Source organism: Sphingobacterium athyrii (assembly GCF_003071065.1).
Lineage (GTDB): Bacteria > Bacteroidota > Bacteroidia > Sphingobacteriales > Sphingobacteriaceae > Sphingobacterium > Sphingobacterium athyrii.
In genome coordinates this window covers 173090-195520 of record NZ_QCXX01000002.1, presented here as the reverse complement: position 1 = coordinate 195520, position 22431 = coordinate 173090, and the positions used below count along the sequence as shown (strand labels likewise).

The window sequence follows — 22431 nt, the reverse complement described above, 5'->3', positions numbered from 1 at the left end:
CGGATCAAAAAATAAATTTTTAACGATATTAGCTAGCATATTATAATATAAATGACACCATTTGAAATCTCAACTAAACGCTACCACACAACAGAATAAAAATAATTTTGATATTTTCATCAGATAACGGCCCCATTGCCGCTCTTAATTTTCAAAAATTTATGTTTAACACAAATATCTATATTACCCGCAGGAACGAACTCACTACAAAATTTACTTCAGGTAAAGTTTTGTTGTTGGGAAATATTGAAAATCCGATCAATTTTGAACACAATACTTACCCCTTTCGTCAAGACAGCAGTTTTTTATATTATATCGGCATAAAAAGCCCTCGATTAGCCGCTGTGCTCGATATTGACCTGGGAGAAACCGTATTGTTTGGCGATGAAATGACCATCGATGAAATTGTCTGGATGGGACAGCAGCAGACTCTGACAGAAAAAGCTGCACTTTCAGGTATCCATAAGGTACTTCCTTTTGAGCAACTCTTTGACTACCTAAAAAAAGGCGGAAAAAATTCGATCCATTACCTCCCCCCGTATCAGTCACACAACAAATTATTGCTTGGGAAATTGCTTAATTGTCCGGTTGAACAGTTTCAACCATCTATCGCTTTAATTCAGGCCGTAGCCGCACAACGCAGTATTAAATCAGCAGAGGAAATTATTGAATTAGAGAAAGCTGTGGACGTCGCTGTGGATATGCACCGTCTTGCCATTCAGATGACCAAACCCGGTCTTTATGAGTATCAGATCAGCAATGCCATGCAGCATTTTGCACAAGATCAGGGCATGTCTTTTTCTTATCCCCCGATCATTACCAAACGAGGTGAAATTTTGCATAACCACATGCAATTTCATCAAGTTCATGAGGGAGACCTCCTTTTAAACGATTCAGGTGTTGAAACATCACTCGGATATGCCTCCGACCTAACGCGTTCCTTTCCCGTAGGCAGACGCTTCACGTCTTTACAGGAGGAAATTTATCAGATCGTTTTACATGCTTTTAAATCTGCTGAACGCTTATTAACTGTTGGAGCTCGCTTTAAAGATATCCACTTAAAAGCCTGTGAAGCTCTTGTCGAGGGCCTGATACAAGTTGGATTTATGAAAGGTAACGTGCAAGATGCAGTAGCTAACCATGCACATGCTTTATTCTTTCAATGTGGACTCGGCCACCTCATCGGTTTGGATGTACATGATATGGAAGATCTCGGTGAACAATATGTGGGCTATACCGAAACCGAGCCTAAAGACACCAAGACTTTTGGTCTTAAATCCCTACGACTGGGCAAGCAGTTAGAAGCGGGTAACGCACTTACCGTTGAACCGGGCATTTATCTCATCCCCGAGCTGACACAGCTTTGGGAGCAGCAAAATCTGCATAGGGATTTTGTCAATTATGATTTTCTGAAAAAACACCTCAAATTTGGCGGTATCCGTATCGAAGATAATTATATTATTCAGGAGAATGGGGCAAGACGTATGGGAAAATACCTGGAACGGGAGGTAAATGAAATCTATCAGCTTAAAGACAATGCTCCCAATTAAGGATACCGGAAGCCGAAATGGCGAAACGCTGTGCGTTGAATATTTGACTTACAAACATCATAAACAAATGAATCGAATTAGACATTTTATTATAGTCAATCTGTTATTAGTTATCTACGTATCCAATCCACTCTTTGCTCAGAGACTCTGGATGGAAAATGGTGATCAATATTATGAATTTTCGGATAAAGGAATAGAAACCGTCAATCCTAAAAACGGTTCCAGAACAATCTTTTTATCTCATGAATTACTTGTTCCTCAGGGAATGAAAACAGCATTAAAAGTTGAGAATTTTTCCATATCCAAGAATAAGGAACTAATTTTAATCTATACAAATAGTGCGAAGGTGTGGCGCGAGAATACAAGAGGGGACTACTGGGTGTATAACAAACAGTCAAACCAATTGAAACAATTGGGGAAGCAGTTTCCTTCAGCTCAGTTGATGTTTGCAAAGTTCAGTCCCCTAAATGACAAAGTGGCTTATGTAAACAAAGCTGACCATAATATTTATGTTGAAGATTTAACGAATGGAGCCATCAGTGCAGTCACAACCGATGGTACTGACCGAATGATCAATGGAACATTTGACTGGGTCTATGAAGAAGAGTTTGGTTGCAAAGATGGTTTTAGGTGGTCTCCCGACGGCCAATCGATTGCATACTGGAAGCTTGATGCACGTAGTATCCGCAATTTTCTAATGATCAATAATACGGATAGTCTCTACTCTTTTACCATCCCTGTCGAATACCCAAAGGTAGGACAATCACCAAGCGCGTGCTCGATTTGGACCTATGAACTTGCTAGCAAAAACAGCCATCATATCAATATCCCTGGAGATCCTGAACAGCATTATATTCCGCGCATGGAATGGTGCCTGGACAGCAAACAGCTTATTTTTCAGCAACTCAACAGGAAACAAAACGAGAGTAAAATTTACACAGCTTCTATTGCTACTCATGAAGCTCAAGCAATACATCGCGAAACGAGCAATTCATGGATCGATATCAAGGCAAGATGGAATAATAACGACCCTTCGGGCTGGGACTGGATCCAGGAAGGGAAAGCATTTATATGGGTTTCTGAAAAAGACGGCTGGCGAAAAATTTATCAAATCGACTTAAAAGGTAATGAAAAGCTCATTACGAAAGCAGATTATGACATTATTAATCTTGATTTTCTAGATCCAAAAGGAGAAACAATCTATTTTACTGCTTCTCCTACTAATGCGACTCAAAAATATCTGTATAGCGTCTCTACTAAAGGTGGCTCTCCCAAAAGGCTCACACCTACATCGTTTGAGGGAACTTGCGACTATGATATCTCTAAAGACGGTAAGACGGCGATCTTTAACTTCAGTAATCGTGCTGAACTTAAATATGATGCCGTAGTATCACTACCGAACCATCAAACCTTAGTGGACTTTGAAATTAAGCGTCAAAAGAAAGCAAGTGACGGTATTGCAGAATTTTTCAAAATCAAAACTGCCGAAGGCATCGAGCTAGATGGCTGGATGGTCAAACCCCTTGATTTCGATACCAGCAAAAAGTATCCGGTAGTTTTTATGGTGTATGGCGAACCGGCATCGCAGACTGTACTGGACAATTTCGGTGCTGGATACAATAGCTTATACAAAGGAAATATGGCTCATGACGGCTATATCTATATTTCGCTTGATAACCGTGGTACTCCTGCTCCCAAAGGCAATGTATGGCGAAAAAGCATCTACCGTAATATTGGACAGCTCAATATCCGTGATCAGGCACTGGCGGCACAGGAAATATTGAAATGGTCTTTCGTAGATAGCTCACGCATTGCAGTCTGGGGATGGAGCGGAGGTGGCTCAAGCACACTTAATCTGCTGGGACAATATCCACAAATCTATAAAACAGGAATAGCGATAGCTGCAGTAGCCAATCAGCTGCTTTATGATAATGTTTATCAAGAACGTTATATGGGATTACCTCAAGAAAATCTAGCAGATTTTGAAAATGGGTCGCCATTAAAGTATGCCAAAAATATTAAAGGAAATCTACTATATATACATGGTACCGGTGATGACAATGTACATTATCAGAATGCCGAAGTGCTGATTGATGAACTGATAAAAAACAACGTTCAGTTTCAATTGATGTCCTATCCCAACCGCAGTCACGCTATCAGTGAAGGAAAAGGCACCAATGAGCATCTAAAAACATTATTTACGAACTATTTAAAATTACATTGCCCTCCAGGCGGAAGATAACCCATGAAAAGAACACATTTAATTGCACTTGTTGCCTATGCCATTTTAACCGCAAACAGCGAGCATGTGGCCGCGCAGCTGATGAAAGTCAAAAATGAATTCACGCGAGCAGATTCACTTAGGGGCAACCTGACACCCCTAAGAACTTGCTATGACATCCAATATTATAATCTGGATATTAAGGTAGATATTGATAGCAAATTCATCTCGGGCTCCAATTTATTCCGCTTCAGGGCAGCGGAAGATTTTAAGCGTCTGCAATTCGACTTATTTGCGGATTTAAAAGTGAACAAAGTCGTTTATCAGGGAAAAGACCTTCCTTTTACCCGGGAATATAACGCGGTGTATGTAGATTTCCCAAAGATAATCGACAAGGGCAGCCAAGAAGAATTCACGGTCTATTATGAAGGACACCCTACAGAAGCGATAAAAGCACCTTGGGACGGTGGAATCGACTGGAAAAAAGACAGCAATGGAAAAGCGTGGATAGCAACAGCCTGTCAAGGCATGGGCGCTAGTGTATGGTGGCCAAACAAAGATCATCAATATGATGAAGTCGATAGTATGCTCATCTCAGTCGCAGTCCCAAAAGGACTAATGAACGTATCCAATGGTCGATTAGCAAAGGTCGAAAATCTGAACGACGGATATACAAAATTTCACTGGAAAGTAGTCAATCCTATCAACAATTATAATGTCGCTATCAATATTGGTGACTATGTTCATTTCCAGGAAAAGCATCAAGGTGAAAAAGGTCCGTTGGATATAGATTATTATATCCTGCGGGAGAATAATACCGCTGATAAAAAGGCGCATCTTCAAAACAATGCAAAGCGTACAATTACCGCATTTGAACATTGGTTCGGCCCTTATCCATTCTACGAGGACGGTTACAAATTGGTTGAAACTCATCATTTGGGAATGGAGCATCAAAGTGCTATTGCATATGGAAATGGTTACCAAAATGGCTATCTTGGCAGCGATGCGTCAGGCACAGGATGGGGAAAAAAATGGGATTTCATTGTCGTACACGAATCAGGCCACGAATGGTTCGGCAACAACATTACCGCTGCTGATCTCGCTGATATGTGGATTCACGAAAGCTTCACTAACTATTCTGAAGCCTTGTTCATTGATTACTTTTATGGAAAAGAAGCTAGTCAAGCTTATGTCCATGGTATTCGACGTGGCATTCAAAATGACATCCCCATTCAGGGGCCGTATCACGTTAACAAAGAAGGTTCCGGTGATATGTATCCAAAGGGTGGTGTTATGCTCAACATGATCCGTACGATGATAGCCAATGATGATAAATGGCGCAAGTTATTACGAGGCTTGAACAGCAAATTTTACCATCAACAGGTTGACTATAATGATATTGTCCGTTATTTAAGCCAGCAATCTGGTTTGGATCTATCAAAAGTATTTGAACAGTATGTTCAGCATGCATCTATTCCGACATTAGAGATCCAACAGGATGCTTCCGGTGCAATACTGGGAAGATGGATTAGCGAAGTCAAAGGGTTTCATATGCCAATACATATTGGAATAAAGGGTAAAAACAGACAGTTGGTCCATTTAGATCAGCATTTTCGGGCAATTAAAATTCCAGGATTAAATAAAGAAAATATTGATATAGACACGTTCAATTATTATGTTGGGGTTTTATCGGAGTAATATTTCTTCAAGAATCAGACACTGTGCCCCAACAAAAGTATGTAGCTATTTTTGGAGCACAGCATTTATACGTTAATTTTTAATTTCTTAACACCAATCTATATACAGCTACGTCTCTTGGTCTTCTTATGAATTAATCAACTCTGAACTAATATTGTCCCTTTTTTCGGTACATAAGATCAGAGAACCGGAAGAAAAAGAAATTGCTTCTATTCAAACTAGAAAACATAAATAGAAACTGTTACCCGGTGAGTCCATAACAAACAAACTTAATCGGCACCTTCATTTCTATATTATTTTTAAAAAAAACTTGCAGGTGTGTATAAAACACACTATCTTTGAACTATCATAATTTAGGTTTATAATTGGTTATTTAAGGTTTTCATTCTCCCCGTTTGAAAACCTTTTTTTGTCCTTAGCTCTTACCAAGATAAATTAAATTTAGCGCGTTAAGATTGATTGAAAATGATAAATTCTTTTCAAATTATTCTTCATTAAACGATTATAATCTAATAGCCATCGAATTTCCGTACTTTAAGTTTCTGGATCATCATTTATTCAAATTAGTGAATGGTATAGCGGTCGAAATATTAGCTAAAAGATATTGCCAGCACACTTTGTAACTCTCAAAAGCATCTTATCAGAATAATACAGGAAACACGTGAAAACCATCCTTGCTATTTTTATGTACATAAGATAAACTAAAGATGCCTTTGATTTTAAATGACACAGGCCTACTGAATCACCCACGACCTTAATTTAGTATCAGACGCCTACAACTATTCTAAAAAGTTAAGATACAGTGGAACACTCCGTTCGACCCATTCTTCCGAAACATTTTGTTCAATGCCATAGTATGCGAAAAGTGGACGATAATTCGCGTGAATATAATTGAAAGTAATTTCAAATGGACTAGTCAATTGATCCAAGTTATATTTGTACTTGCCTGTAGTAGAATACTCTTTTTCATCAACCCCAACAGACAATGCCAATGCGATTCTTTTTCCCGCTAACTTATAACCACTTGATTTTCCATAAGCCCAACCGTATGTTAACACCTCATCCAGCCACTTTTTAAAAAACGGGGGGCAATTAAACCAATAAAAAGGAAATTGAAATACAATTTTATCATACTTTTCAATCAATTGTTGTTCCTCCTTTACATCTATTATTTCATTGGGGTACTTCTCATGCAATTGATGGATTTCATAGTTTTCCGGGTATTTTTTCAATTCTTCAATCCACCTTTTATTAACGATTGATTCGTTTATATTTGGGTGAATTATCATTACTAACGTTTTCATTATATCTAGTTATTCAAAAGTTTTATATACTATTTACCACGCAGCATCTGATAACTGTAATAGTTTCATTAGTGTTGCTATCTGGGATTAAAAATAGATAGATATTTCTTATTTTGGTACGGTGGTAACCCAATGTTCGGTACTATAAAAAATGTAGGTGATGACAAAAATCAAAGAAAGTTCCAGTAATTTCGCCAATAAGCAAATGTTAGCAAATGAGTGTCCTGAAGTATTTGCAGCTCATATTATTGGTGGTCAATGGTCTTTAGCTATCTGTTGCTATTTAATCAACGGAAGTCTTCGATATAATGAAATCAGAAAGTGTCTTCCTAATATTACCGAACGTATGTTGACCTTGCAATTGCGAAAATTAGAGGAAAGTGGAGTTGTAAAACGTACGGTATATCCAGAAGTTCCACCACGAGTAACATATGAATTGACAGCAATTGGCCATGAATTATCTCCAATTATTCACGAGCTTGGAAAATGGGGAGAAAAACTAAAGGGACTCTCTCTTTAGGATTTATTGACATTTCTAAATAAGATAAGCAAAACATTGAATTCCAGCTTGACCCAAACAGCTTAGCGTTAATTTATATAACATCAAAAAGTTTGATCAAAACCTCTTTTGAAATAGCCATTATCATATTGATATTTTTATTTTAAAATAAATTTGCATAGTGTATAAAATACACTTATATTTGCACTATCATAATTTAGGTTTATAATTGGTTATTGAAGGTTTTCATTCTCCCCGTTTGAAAACCTTTTTTGTTTGTATCTAAATCCATTTTTTTACTCCCTTTTTCCTCCCATTAGTCAGACCAGATATTAGTTCTCATCATAACTATCCTAAGGCATTTTAACAAAAAAATTTACAATAGCTCATATTTCCATCAAGATAAATCAAAATACATCCGATTTGTCTCATGCAATACAATGCATTTGAATACAGTGGCGTTTAACGTCATAGTAAACAAAGTTAGCTCCTCGATAAAAGTCCAATAAAAAAAAGCGAGGTATAAATTAAATATCCCTCGCTTTTTTTATAAATCAAAATGAACAGTTTACATTTTATAATACTGCTCCCAGCCTCTTGCGGGGGGCGGTCCTGCCAACAGTGCATTGGCAAATTTATCGTTACTGATCTCCCTTTTTGTGGGATCAAAGATCAATTTGGTATTTAAACGCTGGGCGATTACTCCCAGACAAAATACTTGACTCAGAGGTCCGGCGATCTCAAAAGCAGACCTTGTTTTTTCTTCTCCTTTACTCGCTTTTAAGAAGTTAGTAAAATGATTAGACGGTGAGTTTGGAATTTCTGGAAGACGGGATTCCATTTCCTTTGCTTTCGCTTCGGGAATGATTTGCAAAATGCTTGCATGAGAACCACCTTTGAACGTCAGATCCTTTCCATAAATAATTTTTCCGGGGTTTAATTTTGCTGGTTCCAATTTACCTGTACTAGGAGCTGGAATATTCGGATCCAATCCCGAAACTCCATAACCATCTGGTATAGGTGGTAAATTATTTAACCCATCATACCAATTAATGTCAACAGCAGGCATTCTTTTCCGTTTGGGAAAATGAAATTTAAGTGTCGAAGACATGGGGAAAAAATACGAATTATGTCCATCAAGTTTAACGGCACTGACTTCGGTTGGTAGCCCAAGATCCAAGAATTCATGCGCAGTATCTAATATATGTGCTCCCCAATCACCAAGAGCTCCCATCCCAAAATCATACCAACAACGCCATTGGCCATTCACAAAATCTTTATTATAGTTGTGACCTAGTGTTTGCATTTGCCATAGTTCCCAATCTAAAGTTTCCGGGATTATTTCAGCGGCAGGAAATCCTTTCATATTCACATCCCATCCATGCCATCTCCGCGGCATGTTCATATGTGCATCTATCCGAGTGACATCTTTAATTATTCCGGCTTCCTTCCAAGCCTTAAATTGAAAGTAATTTGCTTCGGAATGTCCCTGATTTCCCATTTGTGTTACAAGCTTTGGGTTCTTCCTGGCTTTATTGGTCATTAATTCAACTTCGAGGAATGTTCGCGCCATTGGCTTCTCCACATAGACATGTTTTCCAAGATCGAGAGCTAACATCGTTATCGCAAAATGGGAAAAATCAGGTGTCCCAATACTAACCGCATCGATCTGACTTCCCATTTTATCAAACATAACTCTAAAATCTTTAAACTTTGGTGCATCAGGAAACATTGCCAGAATTTCCTGCGTTTGCTTCGCACCCAGATCAACATCGCATAATGCAACAATATTACAAAGTCCGGTTTTATAAAGTTCTTTTATAATATCTGCCGCTCTATTCCCCAAACCCACACAGGCCAAATTGACCCGTTCATTTGGTGTTGCCAGATTGACTTTCCCCAGGACACTATTCGATAACATTACAGCACCAGCTGCAATAACAGATTGTTTAACAAAGCTTCTGCGTGATAAATAATGGTTCATAAACTCTAAGCTTAGTTTGGTGTATTAATCTTTATACTGCGAAATGAAACCTTATCTCCGTGATCTTGCAATAGGATAAATCCCTCTTTTGCCTCACCAAAGTTATCCCAGTCCTTATATTTACTGATAGCAACAAGGTCCTTGAACTCCTTCGATCCTCTTTCGTAACTCAGCATCTTAATTCCATTCAGATAGTGTTCAACTTTATTGTCGGCTGTCACCACTACTCTTCCCCTATTCCATTCGCCTATCGGTCTCCGCGCACGTCCATCCCTATTTGATGTGATGAGGTCATAAAGAGAGGCTAAAGTACGATTGCCATCTCTTCCTAACTTCGCATCGGGATGCAAGTCATCGTCGAGCACTTGGTATTCAAGACCAATAGCCGATCCTTTAGACTTTTCTTTTAATGTTACAAAATACTTGACACCACTATTGGCCCCGGGGCTCAGCTTAAATTCAAAAGATAGATCAAATACGGCGTATTTATCCTTTGTTACAATATCACCGCCATTAGTAGACTCACCGCCATCAGATTTCAAAACTGTCAATTGCCCATCCTTAATCTCCCAGCCGCGATCAGGAAATTTATTCCCATGGATGCTGCGCCATCCATTATTTGTTTTTCCGTCAAATAAAAGCTTAACTCCTTTTTTCTTTTCGGCATCAGTGACTTCATTTGGTTTTAAATTGACAATATAGACCTCCTTCGGAAAACCTTTTGACTTTAGATCGCTTGTCTTGATTTTAACATTTTTGAAATAGACCTTCTTTCCATCTAATTCTGAAGGGATACTATGTACTTGTAGTCCGATGAAGCCTGTCCTGTCAATTGTGTCCACTACATAAGAAACGGGTACATCGTTGATCCAAGTACGCAGCTCATCGCCAATCGCTTCGATTCTAATGTGGTTATATTCTTCAGCTTTATATGCTTTTTTAGCGTTTTCATTGAGATCTAAGGGATAGATCCAACCACGACGTGCCTCATCATAGATACCACCTGTCCACGCTCTGGATGAGGGGTCTATCTCCACTTGTCTTCCGTACACTCTACCACGCCCATCATTAGCTTTAGGGTCTAGATGACTCCGGGTCTGGATTCCTGAATTTGTTTGACTACCTTCGAGCTTAACATCTAGTTCCAATATGAAATCACCGTATTCTTTCTCGGTAATCAAAAATGAATTGGGAGTACCTTTCGTCATTCGCCCCACGATTGCATCTCCCTCAATAGAATAAGGAGCTTTTCCGCCTACAGATTTCCAGCCATTCAACGTTTTTCCATCAAAAAGGTCTGTCCACCCTTTTTCCGTATCCTTATTTATCTGCGCATGCGATAAAATTGAATTTCCAACCATCGCTGCCATCAAGACAGACTTAAATATTGTGTTTCTCTTCATTGTGATAGTTACTTCTTGAGCTCGTATGCTCGGTTTATTTATTGAATATTGGTTTGTTACTCATATCATGTGCACCTATTTTTCAATATTGGGATGCTAAAGTTATTATATAATTTAATCCCTTTCGATCCAGGAGATGGGTGCGCTGTCTTTACCTAATGGTTATTTATCCAATTGCTTTAATAAAACAATATATTAATTAATATAGGTCAAATGAACCAAGTTGTACGATTTATTTACGAAAACGTTTGAAACATCAAAAAATCTAATGGCGGAAGGAAAGCCTATAAGTTGCATATAAATATATCGCATAAAACTGGGAGGTGAGATACCTAACGTGTAGATAGGTCTATCTCCAAAAAATCACCAAATTCTAAAAACAGTTTTACATCTAAGCAATACGCGTGAACAAAAAACGAATTTAGTTTTATGGCCTACAAAACTGAATTAACCCGTAACATAGCTTCATCCCTATGGATACCATTTAACCAATCCTGTACCAAGTGGTGTTCCGATTCGTAAGGTATCAATAGCGGACGGTACCCATCTAATTGGGTAACAACCTGCATATAAAGGCCAATTGTTGAGGTTTCATAATCCTCTATTTCATTACTGAGCATCCCAAAATAGTTTTTTTCCTCGGCTTCTTTATTTGCAAACATTAGGCGGTATTCGTCCATCGTTTCATTACTCACCGAAACCCAGACACCGTAATCCAAAGTTTCATCATGGCCCAAAATCGGAACCTGCAAAACTGCACGAATAAAATAATCTATCTGGTCTTCGTGGTGAATCACGCAAAAATCATCATCTTTATCCGTAAATTTTTCTTTATCCACAGAGTTTAATATATCATAGTGAAAGGGGGCATTAAACGCTAAGGATGGCAATTCAGTATGTTCTACACCACAATTTTTACAAATAAAATTATTCATATATCTTCGTTCAAAAAAAGAATTTTCTCTATTACAAACTTAATCAAACTTTTAAATTCCCATAAAATTAATTCTATTGTTAGAAATCATCTGCTAAGTTTAACCACCAGAATTTCGGCCAAAACTTCAATTACTCGATAACTTTAATCTTCTCCGTGTCCCCAATTACGATTGGGGTTAACGCTTTTTCTACCAAAACTTAAAGTAACTCGATTAAAACCCTAACTAGCTATTTTTAGCGCATGCTTCCTGCTGATTAGATCACCTCTATAATTTTTTCACGATTTCACCTTTTCAAAGTTATATTGGAGGGAGTTTGGCAATACTGGGATGTTCTTCAATTTTAAAAAATAAAATAAAAACAATCAGTAAAAAATTTGGAGAAAACGAAAATTATATACAACTTTAAAGCACAAACATATATTCCAAATAGGCTACAAAGTAGACAAAGGAAATTTTTTATTTTAAAAAGACGATTTTATCCTTGAGCATATCAATGATAGAATTTCAAATTAGTTTTTTTGCAGAAAAACTTTACTTACATGTATAGACAGTAGCATTATAAAATATGACAACCACCCCCATTAAGGTATATACAGTAGTTTCAAAAGAGATTAAAGAAGATCCGGATGTATTCACCAATCTAGAGGGTGTTTTTTCTACTTATGAAAAAGCACAGGAATATATCGACCATTTTTTTGGCAATGCGAAATATGGCTATCGTTCCATCGTAACGACGCTTTTAGATCCCTTCCAAGATGAAATCCAAAATAACGATTCTTATTACAGTATTTCGTCCCAGTTGATTGACAACAAATTAGAAATAGAGATCTGTAAAACTTCATTTGCAGTGGTTCTTTCCGAAGTTGGAAAACTGCGTATAGAAGAAGCTACTTCCGAAAGACCGTTGGAAATCAACCTCCATTGCTTTGCTAGATCTGAAGAAAAGGCTATTGAAAAATTCAATAATTTAGTTAAGAATTATTCAAAAGAACATAATCTTTACTTTCAAACGCTACCTTACCGGATAACAGATTCGAATCAATGCTATTAGTTTGCAAATTGTTTTTTTAAGCCGATTGTATATTTTAAGAACCAATTTTTTTTCGAATTTCACTCAGATATTCTGGAGTAAAACCTAGAAAAGATGCAATAAGATATTGCGGTACACGTTGCACAAAGTCTGGATACTTACGTAGCATGTCGCGATAAAACTGTTCTTTAGGCAATGAAAAAAGGTATTTAACACGCATTTGCGCAGCTGCATAAGCCCTCTGATACACAAAACGAAAATAGCGTTCCATTATAGGAAATTCTAGCATCAATTTCTCTTGATTTTCTTGACTGATATATAAAATCTCTGATTTTTCGACAGCTTGAATATAGAAGGAACTAACAAGCTTATGTTCATACGCCATATTATCTGTAAGCCACCAGTTTTCAATCGCAAATTCTGTTGTTTGCTCTACACCTTTTTCATTGACAAAAAACTTACGCAATATTCCTTTCAATACAAAGTAGTGATATCGACAGACTCTCCCCTCTTCTAGCAAGTTTTCTTTTTTAGCTATTGAAATAACATCAAAGTACTTTGATATTATTTCAAATGTATAATCATCGATTTGGATAAATTTCTCTAAATGTGTTCTAAATGTTTCCAATACATTTTAATTTATTCTGATAATCAAAATTTCACCTCCAATTGCATTCACCAAAAACAACCTGAGGTGATATGATTTTTGTAACTAATCTCACAAGGTTATTTTTACATCAGACTTCTTTTATTTACTCATTATTAAGCCAAATAAAGTACCTCGTGTGCCTCTGTCAGCTGCGGGACTTCCAAATTGTGGAGCATTTTATCTAATACTACGTCCGGGAGAGGATAGGCCCTATTCCGATTTTGCAAACGCCATTGGCTGTACGGTTTTTCAATATAGACCAATTTAACATAGGCCTGATAGCTAACAAACAAATCGATCAACTGTTGACGCATTAATGTTGTAATATTAGTTGCATTCCAGATAAAATCCTGTCCCCTGCGCAAATAAATCTTTGCCTCTTCTTTTGCTTGCTGCACTACCCAGCCGTTCCGTTTTCTATCTGTTGGATCTATACTGTATCTACGACGAATATCATCTAGACTAATGACAGGGATATCCTCATTATGATTAGTTACATAATGATCTTTGCCCATCCCCGGTAATCCAGCTAGCATAGTAACCTTAGATCTGAACCTATCAAAAGGAACGTAATCCACATAACCGTCCGCTTTGTTGAAGTAAGTAAATTGTGCATTCAGTGTCGCAAAAGATCGTGGTGAATACCAACAACCAATTTCTCTTGTATACAGTTCAAAAAGCTCTAATACATCAAGTAATGCGTTTTGATCCCGACAGATTCGCCCTTTGGCGTCGGCTTCAGCCAACAGTTTCAACTCGGGCATATTTACCCGCAATGATACTTCCAAGGCGCTACGCATTGGATCAACTTTATCCATCAGCCACAACGGCAGTCCATGATACCGGACCAGCCCTACGATTTCTTCCCGAAGGGCAAAAGGTGTCTCCACATCACGGAACAAAATTTGACGTGCTGTCTGCGCCCCCTTCCGCGCATGACCAGGCGAACTGACCCTTCCTTTTCTGTCTACCGATGTGGTAGATCGTTTTTCGACATCATGCAGCAATGCCGCTGTCCAAAGCAGCTCCTGCCGTTGCCTATTAAGCCCCCTGTAGTCACTGGATTGTTGTAACTGCTCAAGTACCAATTGCGTGTGGATAGCAACATTCCCCTCTGCATGATGAACGGGATCCTGCGGAACATTCTGCATGTCCGCTACCCAGGAAAACTGTTTTTCCAATTTCAACCAGTCTTTATCTGCTGTTAATTTCCATTCCATCTAGCTAATTCTCCTTTCCCAAATAAGCTTTGTTCTTTTCCAGGATTTTGTCCAATGTTCATCCGTCTGTACATGTCCTTTTCGCACATACTTAAAGACATTATGTTGAAACCTGGAAACTGGATAAGCATCCGCATTCCGACAGACTAGACCTTCTGAGGTACATTCGGTGCCCTGTCTTGGATCGATAGAGCCTAACACCGAAGGCTGGGAAGCTAGATTTTGAACAGTTTCTTCCAATTGCATTATCTGTTGTATGTCTGCTACCTTTTCAGACCTCAACAACGGTACCAAAGGCAAATCAAACAAAGCTGCATAGAAGCTTACTTCCTCCCATGAAAGCCAAGTATCTTTAACCCGAACGGCAAACACATAATAATAATGTTCCAATTGCGTATACTCGATTGAATGTACCGCATAAAGGTTTTCACCAAAAAACTCCAGATTACCTAAATCATTCTTTAAGCGTCCCCAATGTTCACGCAACCGCGCGGTCCAAGGAGATGTTGTCGGTGCCGCATGCGACCGGGCAAATACCCCCCGCCTGGATAGGCAGTTGTTTTCGCCATCCAATTTTTCGGTATAAAGTAAATCTGAGAAAGATTGAATATCCTTCCAGTATTCATAATTAAAACGATCGTTGCTACTTGTCCCGGGTGAAAAAGGGAAATGATAGGTGCGACCATATTTTGTTGATTCCATTTTTTTAAACTAAAGTGAATAATGTTGATTTAAACACACAGGTATAGCAGCAATCAGTTTGGGTATTCTCCCATCTGATTACGTATCCCCATATATTTGGTACAGCATTACATGACTCTGTGTTTAAAAAGATATAACATTAATGATCTATTGAGACAAAAATAGATAATTTTCTTAAAATAAAAAACCGTTATACCAGCAGGCATAACAGAATAACCAAAACCTATAAATAAAAGTTCTTATATTAATGAGGTTCGATGTTATCTAGATGTTAATAGGCGTATCCCAGCCAATACGGGAGTAATTCTCTTGATTGTTTAAGAAAAGTTTTACTTGATGCCCCCTAAGCCCTTTTCCAGTCCGCAGTATTTCATTAAGCTGCTCCTGTCGAATATTTTGCAGCAACATCTTCTCAATAAAGGGTTGCAGCTTCAGGTCATCTGCCACACGCTTGATCGGATATTGCACAAAGAACATATTTATTGCATAATTTTTTGATATTTTGACAAGCCAGTTTTCCATGCCAGCCTTTTTTAGCTGATCGAAAATTGTCGGACAGTCCAATATCGTTCCGTTACGCAAGATAATGCATTTGGTCTCTGCTGTAGTGTAGACTGCAACAAGATCAACAAATCGCAGCTGTTGCAGGTTGATCTGTTGGACAAGCTCTCCCCTTTTAGCCAGTAGGTCAGCCAATAGATAGACGTCGATGTTGTCGATGTCCATTCCATAGAATTGCTGTTTCTTCTTTAAGCTATTTTCTTTTATTTTCCAGGATTCATTTAACGAAACGATCGGTGCAGTTTGTTCAAATTGTTCAAAAGTCGGTCTTTTTTTTATCAAAGGTCTTCTCTGTGTTACCATTTGCCCAGAAACAGCTAATTCTTTCTCTGAACTCACATTGCTTACAACCTGCATAAGTGGTCTGTTATAGAAAACAGCCAAATTCTGCCGTTGGCCAATGGAATGATAGAGTAGTGACCAATTTTCACACATATACACCATCAGGCTGTATGATACAAAAATAGTAGCATAGCGTATTCCATAGATTTGCATATGAAGCTCAAAAAGAACCGAACGTTCAACCGAAGACTGGCTATAAACGAAGATAATCGCGACATACAATAATAAAAATGGAAAAACAGACACTAAAAGGAGCGAAAAAAAAGCGATAAAATGCAGGATAATATCAAGACCGGGAATGTTTTTTGCAGGCTCCCCTATTCGTTCACGCATATAAGGTACACTCCAATATGTTGGCAGATTAAGCACAAGTGATACCATTGTTGCCCCAATCCAAAAAACACAGATCATTATGACAACCAAAATCCAATATTTAAACTGATCTGATCGTTCCAAAAAACCTTGAAACGATATTGTTTTCAGATTAAAAACAATAGACAGCATCAGCGAGCAAAAAAAATAAACGATAGATTTCATGACGTTTCTCCGAAATAATCTGGTTAGGACAACAAAATTAAATAAATTACTTACAAAAGTATACCAATATAATAAATAATATCGAAATTATAAAACAGCAAGACACACAAACGATAATATTTACAAAGTAATTAACAAAATCATAACATTCTTCCAAGCCAAGACTGAAGGACAAACCGTTAATAATTGCTATTTTAGATCAATATTCGTTGCTTTATGGAGGTTTAACTAATCAATAACCTACATTTCATTGTCGTGTTATCATATTTTTAAGTAAAAAAAAGATAATTTATAATAAAATTTTGAGATATTGTAATATAATGAATTCAAATAATGAAACAACAATTCAACAACCATGGCGTAGCCAAAGTACAATTTCGAATCTTGGCATTGCCAGCAAGTTTATTAGCAATTGAAACAAATGCTATTCGTCGAAATTTTCTATCTTGGATGGAAGCAAATTTCGCACTGACTACTAGCCAAAAATTTCAATTGATGACCATGCCTGACGATCTACAGGATACCTTAAGTCAAGCTATTGCAAATAGCTATGAGCTCGGACAGGCCGTTCAATTTTTCAAAGAGACAACTTCTAAGGACGATCAGCCCGATTTAAAGGACATCGTGATCAATGGTGCCGAAACAATGGCGGAACTAAACAACACGAGTAGAACAGCAGCTTTCGTGGGACAATTGGCGATCAATATTCGCTATAAAGTAAACATGTAATTTATCCAGGATAATATTACCCCACAATGGACTAGCCTTACAAGTACCTTTAACATTTATATCCCGTTTACGTTCAATCTCTCGAACAGAAAATAAACGGGATATTGTATTCAAAGCATTCCAGATAATAATTCCTGTCAATATGAAAAGATTATGCAACATAATCAGCAAGGGATTTAATATGTCGTAAGTGAACAATGCATCTGACTACCCAATATCATATGCACTGTGCTAATATTGTCCGAAGCCGTGTCCGTTTGTCAAATAGGCCAATTATCGCAGATCAAACAGCGTATCCCATCCACAATAAACTATCTTAGATCTGCAATTGTAGACGGATCCAGTTTAAGACGAAAAGTAAAATGAATGCAGTTAACACATAAACTTCTATTTTATTTACTTTAACCGGCCCAAATTTCCAGACGCAGATACGATCGATAATAAGCAACAGCAGGATTGGAATTAATCCGAATATCCCAATGTATATCGCCATTAATTTATCGGGAGCAGAGTGTCCAGTACCCAATATTGTAACCGCGACGGCAACACCGATAAACCCCAATATCCCAAGGATTAAGAAAAGAGTACCTTTTGTTTTTAAGAATTTTATCATTACTTGTTGTTTATCACCAGCTTTTCCAACACATCATACAGTGACAATTGGCTTCTACCGCCTGTTTTCCAATTTACACATCCCGATGCGCTAAAAAATTAAAAACAAGCCCCCGAAAGCCGGGGGCGAGTGGCTCAAAGCCGGTTCATTTTTCTAGTTCGCTAGGGAATGTTCCGAGCCTCGCAGCCAAAGATAATAGCTAAGTTAGTTAATTTAAATCATAGTATTATGCTCAGACTTCAATTTAGGTTCAGACCCTATAGATCCTGTACATATAGATCAATTCTTGAAAAATATCTATATTTAAAGACCGGACATGAGGGAGTTCGGCTAATCTATTACACAAAAGATGAAATTTAAAATTTTAATATTATTTATATTTATCCATTATCTATGTTCTGCTCAACAAAAATAAGTAGTCAACAATGAAGTAACAGCTTTTAGCCTACAAACGAAAAGGGATACCATTGATTTTATTGTTGTTGACAAAGCGCCAAATGAAAAGAAACCAATATTTCTATGATACCGCGCGAAAAATAAGAAAGTAGAGAAACCAAAATATATTGAATTCATTGATCGTAGAAAAGAAGTGCGCCCACCTGGGCTCGAACCAGGGACCAAAAGATTATGAGTCTTCTACTCTAACCAACTGAGCTATAGGCGCAATTTTCCACTTCTATTTTGAAAGGTCTGCAAATATATAAGATCAAGATAAAAATTCCAAAAAAAATAACTTTTGGAGTAGACACTGGTCTTCGTTAAAAGAAATCCCTACAAAGTCCATATGCCTCATTAATAAATTTGTTCAGTTTATTTTCCAGATCGCATTTATCTAAGGTTTCACTATTATTCAGTTGTTTAACAAGGGCAACTACAGCCTGAAAGTTTGCACTGGAGAATCTAGGAAGAGGATAGTTTTCAATATATTGAGAAAAATAACGTTTTCTTCCAGCATAGAGTTTATTGTTATACATCAGTGAATGATAATAATTCATTAATCTAGAGTTACAGACGCCCTGAATGAATAAAAGAATATCAAGATCTTTCTCGTTTGTCGCCGCCATCCAATAGCAGTTTCCGTTCACCAATTTACCACTGGAGTCAAAACAAAATCGGGGCTCAATACTAATATCCGGAAATACAACTTTGGGGAGTTTCCAGAGAGCCGGGTTCTGGGGAACCCAGATTTCATACCAGCCGCGCCCAGATTTTAAAACATAGTGCCTGTTATTTAGTACTTCGAAATTACTGAGCAAATATTCTTTTGTCCTAGGATAATCCTCTAGATTTATTCGATTACGTTTACCCTTGTTATCAAAATGAGGATATAGTATTCTTAAATCTGTTTTAGGTGCCCCCCACGCTTTAATGTTCTCTTGTGATATCAAATCATACATTAATTCTGCCTCTGGCTCAATGATATCATAAGCACCCCAATCTTTACGAATAAACACCTTATCGGCTGTTGTTTTGACGCCTATTTTTACTTTAAAATGATCTCTTACTCTGGAAAAACAAGCCGCCTCGATTTTGCGCACAAATTCCTCTTCCCTCAAATCGAGCAAAATCCAGTTGCTTTTATTGGATGAATCAAATTTTACAGTACCAGATGTACATAGATAGGAATTCTCATTGTGTTTAAAATTGCCAACATAGTTATTTTTCAATGCCTCATAAATTGACATTTTTTTACCTCCTGGCTTCGTTTTTCTATTAAAGTCTTGATAAATTTTAAAGAACTGGCAACTTTCCGTGTTATCGGTACGTGTTTTTCTTCCTATGAATATAGCCGGCAATACTGCAGCATCGAATAATTTTGTATCGCCCAGATCTATGATTTCCAATATCTCATAATTCTCCCTCAGAAACTCCCGGATGCTTTCTCCACTTTTTGTATTCAAATATTTGTTTGATGTAATAACACCCAAAATCCCCCCCTCTTTTAAAGCAAATGTCATTGCCTTAATAAATGGAAAGTACAAATCCACTTTCCCTTTAAGTCCATACTTTTTGGATATCTGCTGAGCATAGTCCGCGCCTAATAACTGCGTTCTTACGTAAGGCGGATTGGCAATAATAATATCAGCACATTGATTCATATCCATGGAAATACCATTAGACGTTCCAAAACGGGTATCATCAAAGGAAATACTTTCCAGAAAGTCAGCATACTGAACCTGGTATCTCGATTCGCCAAAATGACTTTCAAGCCTTTTCTCTGCCTTACCCAAGTAATTATAATTGATATCAACACCCCTCAACTCAAAGGTTATTTTTTTCGAGACCAATTCCTTTCCAATGCTAAGTAATAAGGCTCCATCCCCACAAGAAGGATCTAACACACTGACCGAATCTTTATTATTGTATTTTAGTATTTTTTCCGCCAAAAATTCAGCAAGCAATACAGGGGTAAATGTTGCTCCATTTTTCTTGATATTTAGACCGTCTTTTATAGTATTCATAAATATGCTCAAAGTTATCAAATTACACTTTACTCGCCCCATCTTTAATCTGAGAAAATTCTTTCGGATGATTTTTGTTATCTTCAATAATTAAATAATACAAATGGACAATAATATCATTGATAAGGTCGCATTAATTCACATTTCTAATAAGAAAATCTTAAGTACACAGTCAAAAGGTAAAGACAAACTTTATTTCCCCGGCGGAAAAAGAGAACATGGTGAAACTGATATAATATGTCTAAGGAGAGAAATCCGTGAGGAGTTAAATGTAGATATTATCGAGCATTCTGTCAGATTTTTTGGCACTTTTGAAGCTGCGGCTGATGGGCGCGGAAAGAATGTTATTGTACAGATGTCCTGTTACTTTGCCGAATTTGCCGGTATTTTGACAGCTTCCAACGAAATAGAGCGCTTTGAATGGATCAGTTTTGCTGATAAGAACGAGAACGTGTTGAAGTTAGGCAAAGGATTGATGAGCAGCTGGCAAAAAACTTGAATTAATGGAGAACCATTAGCATGGCTAAACTAAAACACGACTTTATTGTTCTTTTATTTAGTTTGTAATGTTTTAAGTAACCAGAAAATGACATTTATTTTTTTTTCAAACATAAAATCTTCTTACTCTATTATTTACAACCATTTTATAATACCAAAAGGATGAACGACTTTCCAAGATTAGAAACTGAAAGACTTATTCTCGACAAAATAACAGTGGAAGATATTCCACAGATTGTATTATATCTTCAGGAAAAAGTATTTTCCGATTATACGTCGAATATTCCATACCCGTATCGGAAGGAAGATGCTGAGTTTTGGCTGAAACTATCAACCGAAAGCTTTCAAAACCGTAAAGGAATCACCTTTGCAATTCGAGAAAAAAAAGGAAAATTGCTCGGTGCCATAGGACTTCACGATGAAGGCTCGGATAAAGCCGAATTAGGTTATTGGATAGGCATTCCAAACTGGAATAAAGGCTATGTCACTGAAGCTGCGAAAGCTGTGATTGACTACGGTTTCAACCAACTGAATTTCAATAAAATATTTGCGACTTATTTCCCTCATAACCCAGCCTCTGGAAAAGTTCTAGGCAAGATAGGAATGAAAAAAGAGGCCGTATTAAAACAGCACCTAAAGAAAGATGGCAAATATTATGATATCCCAATGTATTCAATTTTTAAAGAAAATAGATAATACTAACGTGCCAGAAAACAACATTCTAATTTCAATACGCTATCAGCAATAATCATAATTTTGCTTCATTCCCACTGTAGAATAAGCTATCCAAGAGGATAAAATATGACCTATGACGCTACTCCTTTTTTAAAAAGGAGATATCGACCTTTCGTTGTATTGTCTAATACGTATGAGCGAATAATGAAATAACGAATTATCTTATTTAAAAATTCGGTAAATTTAGACTATAGACAACTATACAAAAATATATCATGAAAATATTTGCCTTTGCCGGAAGCAATTCCTCCACTTCGATCAATAAACAATTGGTCAAGTTTGTTCTAAAAAGTTTTGGTAACCATGAAATCAACCTGATTGATCTAAATGATTATAATATGCCTGTTTTTTCTGTCGATTTGGAAAAAAATGGTTTTCCGGAAGAAGCACATCATTTTCTGGATAATATTACCAAAAGCGATATTATTATCTGTTCATTGGCGGAAAACAACCGCTCCTATAGCGTTGCTTTTAAGAATGTTTTCGACTGGGCTTCCCGAATAAATGTCAAGGTGTTTCAAGACAAACCAATGTTATTAATGACCACCTCTCCAGGCGGTTATGGCGGCGGAAATGTGATGGCCGAGGCACAAAAATTCTTTCCACAATTTGGTGCTATCATCAAAGAAACCTTTTCCCTGCCAAAATTCTATGAGAATTTTGATCTGAACAATGGTGTCATTAACCCAGAACTTTTAACGGCACTTAACCTAAAAATAGAAAACTTTAAGAAACAACTCGTATAACAAAATTCTA

The 22431-nt window shown here is 37.2% G+C and carries 19 protein-coding genes and 1 tRNA gene; 9 read left to right on the top strand and 11 right to left on the bottom strand.

Features of this window, described 5'->3' with window-relative positions:
• Window positions 1-161: 161 nt before the first annotated feature.
• The 3 genes from DCO56_RS07340 to DCO56_RS07330 all read left to right on the top strand — a co-directional run bounded on the left by DCO56_RS07340 (window position 162) and on the right by DCO56_RS07330 (window position 5469).
• Window positions 162-1550: an aminopeptidase P family protein gene (locus tag DCO56_RS07340; RefSeq protein WP_108633111.1), complete on the top strand. Its 1389-nt coding sequence runs from the start codon at window positions 162-164 to the stop codon at window positions 1548-1550.
• A gap of 67 nt (window positions 1551-1617) precedes the next feature.
• Complete coding sequence (locus tag DCO56_RS07335) at window positions 1618-3792, top strand: S9 family peptidase (RefSeq protein WP_108633699.1); 2175 nt, start codon at window positions 1618-1620, stop codon at window positions 3790-3792.
• Between the two features lie 3 nt (window positions 3793-3795).
• Complete coding sequence (locus tag DCO56_RS07330) at window positions 3796-5469, top strand: M1 family metallopeptidase (protein ID WP_108633110.1); 1674 nt, start codon at window positions 3796-3798, stop codon at window positions 5467-5469.
• Between the two features lie 779 nt (window positions 5470-6248).
• Here DCO56_RS07330 and DCO56_RS07325 read toward each other — a convergent pair.
• On the bottom strand, window positions 6249-6773 hold the full coding sequence (locus tag DCO56_RS07325; RefSeq protein WP_108633109.1) for an NAD(P)H-dependent oxidoreductase: 525 nt from the start codon (window positions 6771-6773) through the stop codon (window positions 6249-6251).
• Window positions 6774-6933: 160 nt separating this feature from the next.
• Between DCO56_RS07325 and DCO56_RS07320 the strand changes: the two genes are divergently transcribed.
• Window positions 6934-7293 (top strand): winged helix-turn-helix transcriptional regulator, encoded by a 360-nt coding sequence (locus DCO56_RS07320; protein ID WP_108633108.1) that lies wholly within the window; start codon window positions 6934-6936, stop codon window positions 7291-7293.
• Window positions 7294-7840: 547 nt separating this feature from the next.
• Here DCO56_RS07320 and DCO56_RS07315 read toward each other — a convergent pair.
• The 3 genes from DCO56_RS07315 to DCO56_RS07305 form a co-directional block, all read right to left on the bottom strand.
• Window positions 7841-9256: a Gfo/Idh/MocA family oxidoreductase gene (locus DCO56_RS07315; protein ID WP_108633107.1), complete on the bottom strand. Its 1416-nt coding sequence runs from the start codon at window positions 9254-9256 to the stop codon at window positions 7841-7843.
• A gap of 11 nt (window positions 9257-9267) precedes the next feature.
• Window positions 9268-10659, bottom strand: a complete 1392-nt coding sequence (locus DCO56_RS07310) for a 3-keto-disaccharide hydrolase (RefSeq protein WP_108633106.1) — start codon at window positions 10657-10659, stop codon at window positions 9268-9270.
• A gap of 434 nt (window positions 10660-11093) precedes the next feature.
• Entirely contained in the window at window positions 11094-11594 is a 501-nt protein-coding gene (locus DCO56_RS07305) for a DUF2199 domain-containing protein (RefSeq protein ID WP_108633105.1), read from the bottom strand.
• Between the two features lie 568 nt (window positions 11595-12162).
• Between DCO56_RS07305 and DCO56_RS07300 the strand changes: the two genes are divergently transcribed.
• The gene (locus DCO56_RS07300; RefSeq protein ID WP_108633104.1) at window positions 12163-12648 is read left to right on the top strand and encodes a hypothetical protein; all 486 of its coding nucleotides are present in this window, start codon (window positions 12163-12165) and stop codon (window positions 12646-12648) included.
• Window positions 12649-12682: 34 nt separating this feature from the next.
• Here DCO56_RS07300 and DCO56_RS07295 read toward each other — a convergent pair whose 3' ends face one another.
• The 4 genes from DCO56_RS07295 to DCO56_RS07280 all read right to left on the bottom strand — a co-directional run bounded on the left by DCO56_RS07295 (window position 12683) and on the right by DCO56_RS07280 (window position 16434).
• Entirely contained in the window at window positions 12683-13255 is a 573-nt protein-coding gene (locus tag DCO56_RS07295; RefSeq protein WP_108633103.1) for a Crp/Fnr family transcriptional regulator, read from the bottom strand.
• Window positions 13256-13389: 134 nt separating this feature from the next.
• Complete coding sequence (locus DCO56_RS07290) at window positions 13390-14496, bottom strand: AAA family ATPase (protein WP_108633102.1); 1107 nt, start codon at window positions 14494-14496, stop codon at window positions 13390-13392.
• On the bottom strand, window positions 14497-15198 hold the full coding sequence (locus DCO56_RS07285) for an RNA ligase family protein (RefSeq protein WP_108633101.1): 702 nt from the start codon (window positions 15196-15198) through the stop codon (window positions 14497-14499).
• 264 nt (window positions 15199-15462) lie between these two features.
• Complete coding sequence (locus DCO56_RS07280) at window positions 15463-16434, bottom strand: hypothetical protein (protein WP_146190995.1); 972 nt, start codon at window positions 16432-16434, stop codon at window positions 15463-15465.
• Between the two features lie 537 nt (window positions 16435-16971).
• On the opposite strand from DCO56_RS07280, the gene DCO56_RS07275 reads away from it, so the two are divergent.
• On the top strand, window positions 16972-17367 hold the full coding sequence (locus DCO56_RS07275) for a hypothetical protein (RefSeq protein WP_108633099.1): 396 nt from the start codon (window positions 16972-16974) through the stop codon (window positions 17365-17367).
• A gap of 316 nt (window positions 17368-17683) precedes the next feature.
• On the opposite strand, the gene DCO56_RS07270 is transcribed toward DCO56_RS07275, so the two are convergent.
• The 3 genes from DCO56_RS07270 to DCO56_RS07260 all read right to left on the bottom strand — a co-directional run bounded on the left by DCO56_RS07270 (window position 17684) and on the right by DCO56_RS07260 (window position 20442).
• Window positions 17684-17980: a hypothetical protein gene (locus tag DCO56_RS07270; RefSeq protein ID WP_108633098.1), complete on the bottom strand. Its 297-nt coding sequence runs from the start codon at window positions 17978-17980 to the stop codon at window positions 17684-17686.
• Between the two features lie 590 nt (window positions 17981-18570).
• Window positions 18571-18644 (bottom strand) — tRNA-Ile (locus DCO56_RS07265).
• Between the two features lie 94 nt (window positions 18645-18738).
• Entirely contained in the window at window positions 18739-20442 is a 1704-nt protein-coding gene (locus DCO56_RS07260) for an N-6 DNA methylase family protein (RefSeq protein ID WP_181390490.1), read from the bottom strand.
• 103 nt (window positions 20443-20545) lie between these two features.
• On the opposite strand from DCO56_RS07260, the gene DCO56_RS07255 reads away from it, so the two are divergent.
• The 3 genes from DCO56_RS07255 to DCO56_RS07245 all read left to right on the top strand — a co-directional run bounded on the left by DCO56_RS07255 (window position 20546) and on the right by DCO56_RS07245 (window position 22421).
• Window positions 20546-20941, top strand: coding sequence for an NUDIX hydrolase (locus tag DCO56_RS07255; RefSeq protein WP_108633096.1), 396 nt, complete (start codon window positions 20546-20548; stop codon window positions 20939-20941).
• Window positions 20942-21102: 161 nt separating this feature from the next.
• Window positions 21103-21636, top strand: a complete 534-nt coding sequence (locus tag DCO56_RS07250) for a GNAT family N-acetyltransferase (RefSeq protein ID WP_108633095.1) — start codon at window positions 21103-21105, stop codon at window positions 21634-21636.
• A gap of 254 nt (window positions 21637-21890) precedes the next feature.
• Window positions 21891-22421, top strand: a complete 531-nt coding sequence (locus tag DCO56_RS07245; protein WP_108633094.1) for an NADPH-dependent FMN reductase — start codon at window positions 21891-21893, stop codon at window positions 22419-22421.
• The last annotated feature ends 10 nt before the right edge of the window (window positions 22422-22431 follow it).